The organism is Desulfonatronospira sp. MSAO_Bac3, from assembly GCF_003838035.1.
Classification (GTDB): Bacteria; Desulfobacterota; Desulfovibrionia; order Desulfovibrionales; family Desulfonatronovibrionaceae; genus Desulfonatronospira; species Desulfonatronospira thiodismutans.
Map to the genome: position 1 here is coordinate 1 of NZ_QYZY01000022.1, position 3,309 is coordinate 3,309.

Annotated in this window: 1 protein-coding gene and 1 rRNA gene; both read left to right on the forward strand. The window is 51.3% G+C overall.

The annotated features are described in order from the left end of the window. Window positions 1–519: 519 nt before the first annotated feature. Window positions 520–1,899 (forward strand): asparagine--tRNA ligase, encoded by a 1,380-nt coding sequence (gene asnS / locus D5S03_RS00495; protein ID WP_287042374.1) that lies wholly within the window; start codon window positions 520–522, stop codon window positions 1,897–1,899. Window positions 1,900–2,248: 349 nt separating this feature from the next. Beyond that, window positions 2,249–3,309 (forward strand): 16S ribosomal RNA (locus tag D5S03_RS00500); the annotation flags it as partial.

Sequence of the window (3,309 nt, forward strand, 5' to 3'; positions counted from 1 at the left end):
GTTTTTAAGCCAGAATAACCTCGATAACATGCTTTAAATAAAGTTCGGTGTTTTACGGTTTTGATTAACGCTTCCTACGTCGTTCAGACAGTTTACGCCCAGTTTGCAAAGCCCCCGGACCCTGGATATCAGCGGTGCGCATAGATTGACCAATTTTATCAGATGGTGAATAGTTGCAAATCATCTAAAAATGCAGCATCAATTTAAGCACGGAGCCTGCCTCGATTTTTTTGCAGGCAAAGTCCAGTTCTTAACTCTTTGTAGCGTGAAATGCAAAGCACCATTGGGCAGCCAAGACTCGGGCAGGGGGGCAGCTCATGGCACTGACAATGTTGCCCCCGTTTTTGTTGTTTTCATGCTACTGCCTTTGTCGGGGTCGGTATCGGAATCGGGATCGAAAATACCGGGCAGCGTCCCACTTGACTTTGCCTCCGGATTCGATTCTGACTGCGAACCCGATACCGACCCCGACACCGATTATCAGCGTAAGCACGGACACTTTGGAATTATGGAGGTCAGATGAAAAGAACCAGGGTGAAGCAGGCCTTGAACGCGGAAGCACCTGTTGAGGGCATTATGCTCAAGGGGTGGGTCCGGACCAAGAGGGAATCCAAGGGTGTGGTTTTTTTAGAGCTCAATGACGGTTCCTGCAGAACCAACCTGCAGATTGTGGTGGACCCGGGTGTTGCCGGGATTGATAGCCTTGACGGGACAGGCACCGGGGCCGCGATCAAGGTGACAGGCAACCTGCAGGCCTCCCCGGGCAAAGGCCAGAAGTGGGAGGTTCAGGCAGAGCAGGTGGAGCTTATAGGCAGCGCAGACCAGGAAAGTTATCCCTTGCAGAAAAAGCGCCACTCTGATGAATTTTTGCGCGGTATTGCACACCTGCGGCCCAGGACCAACAAATACGGAGCCATGAACCGTATCCGCTCGGAACTTAGTTTTGCTGTGCACCAGTATTTCCGTGAGCGGGGGTTTTACTACATACACACTCCCATTATCACCGGATCGGACTGCGAGGGGGCAGGGGACATGTTTGTGGTGACAGCCCTTGATCCGGACAAGGCCTGGAAATCCCCTGCAGAGTTTGGCCGGGATTTTTTCGGGAAAAAGGCCCACCTCACGGTTTCCGGGCAGCTGCCCGCGGAAAGCATGGCCTGTGCCCTGGGGGACGTTTACACTTTCGGTCCCACCTTCCGGGCGGAAAATTCCAATACCAGCAAACACGCAGCCGAGTTCTGGATGGTGGAGCCGGAAGTGGCCTTTGCCGATCTGCAGGACATAATGGAGATGGCCCAGGGTTTTGTTCAGGCCTTGACAGGGCATGTGAAAAAGTATTGCAGCCAGGACCTGGAGCTTTTTTCCCGCTTTGTGGATCAGGGCCTTGAGGACAGGTTAGACAGCGTCCTTAATGAGCCCTTTGAGCGCATAAGCTATACCCGGGCCCTGGAAGTGCTTCAAGGCTGCGGCAGAAAATTTGAGTACCCGGTGCAATGGGGCCTGGACCTGCAGACTGAACATGAGCGCTTTCTATGCGAAGAGCATTTTCACAAACCTCTTATAGTCCATGATTACCCGGCCAGTATAAAGCCCTTTTATATGCGGGTGAATGATGACTCAAGCACCGTGGCTGCCATGGACGTTCTTCTCCCGGGGGTGGGGGAAATAATAGGGGGCAGTCAGCGCGAAGAAAGGCTGGAAGTTCTGGACAGGCGTATCCAGGAAGCCGGCCTGAGCTTCCACGAGTACTGGTGGTACAGGGATCTGCGCAGGTTCGGTTCCGTGCCCCATGCGGGATTCGGCCTGGGTTTTGAGCGGCTTTTGATGTTCATAACCGGGGTGAGCAACATAAGGGATGTGATACCCTTTCCAAGAACTCCCAACATGTTGGAATTTTAGACGTTTATCAAAATTCTCGTTTGTTTGAAATTTTTGAAAAATATCTGTTGACACCCGGCTCCTTTTAACCTATTTTTCTTTGCTTCGGCGGCGATAACGACTGCTTGCCGGATACTGATCTTTAAGTAACATGTTAGAAATATTCAATTTATTGAAATAAATTTTACGCTGATTTTGATTTTTTCATTGACAGCTGATTTGGTTCAGTGTAGAAGGTGTTGTTTCGGTGATTGGGAGATTTTGACATTTATTAGTTCTTTGACAATTAAATAGTGAGCCGACCTGGTAAGGTTATTTGTTTTATTATTGATTGAGTTGGACAGCTTAATTAAGCTTTCCGGTTATATTTCAACTGGAGGGTTTGATTCTGGCTCAGAATGAACGCTGGCGGCGTGCCTAACACATGCAAGTCGAGCGAGAAAGTTCCTTCGGGAGCGAGTAAAGCGGCGAACGGGTGAGTAACGCGTGGATAATCTACCTTCGGGTCCGGGATAACTCCGCGAAAGCGGGGCTAATACTGGATGGTCCCCGCACTTACTTTATTTACGGATTCTAAGGCTCATGGCTGATCAGGAGGTTTTATTCCTTTATAATCAGCCATGAGGCCAAGAATCCGTTGATAAAGTAAGTGCGGGGTAAAGATGGCCTCTGATTCAAGCTATCGCCTGGAGATGAGTCCGCGTCCCATTAGCTTGTTGGTGGGGTAAAGGCCTACCAAGGCGACGATGGGTAGCTGGTCTGAGAGGATGATCAGCCACACTGGGACTGGAACACGGCCCAGACTCCTACGGGAGGCAGCAGTGGGGAATATTGGGCAATGGGGGCAACCCTGACCCAGCAACGCCGTGTGAGGGAAGAAGGTTTTCGGATCGTAAACCTCTGTCAGGAGGGAAGAACGGGCTAAAGTCGAACAGGCTTTAGTTTTGACGGTACCTCCAGAGGAAGCACCGGCTAACTCCGTGCCAGCAGCCGCGGTAATACGGAGGGTGCGAGCGTTATTCGGAATTACTGGGCGTAAAGCGCGCGTAGGCGGCACGGCAAGTCAGATGTGAAAGCCCTGGGCTCAACCTGGGAATTGCATTTGAAACTGCCGAGCTAGAGTAAGGTAGAGGGTGGCGGAATTCCCGGTGTAGGGGTGAAATCCGTAGATATCGGGAGGAACACCAGTGGCGAAGGCGGCCACCTGGGCCTTTACTGACGCTGAGGTGCGAAAGCGTGGGTAGCAAACAGGATTAGATACCCTGGTAGTCCACGCCGTAAACGATGGATACTAGGTGCTGGGTTTTAAATTCGGTGCCGTAGCTAACGCGTTAAGTATCCCGCCTGGGGAGTACGATCGCAAGGTTGAAACTCAAAGAAATTGACGGGGGCCCGCACAAGCGGTGGAGTATGTGGTTTAATTCGATGCAA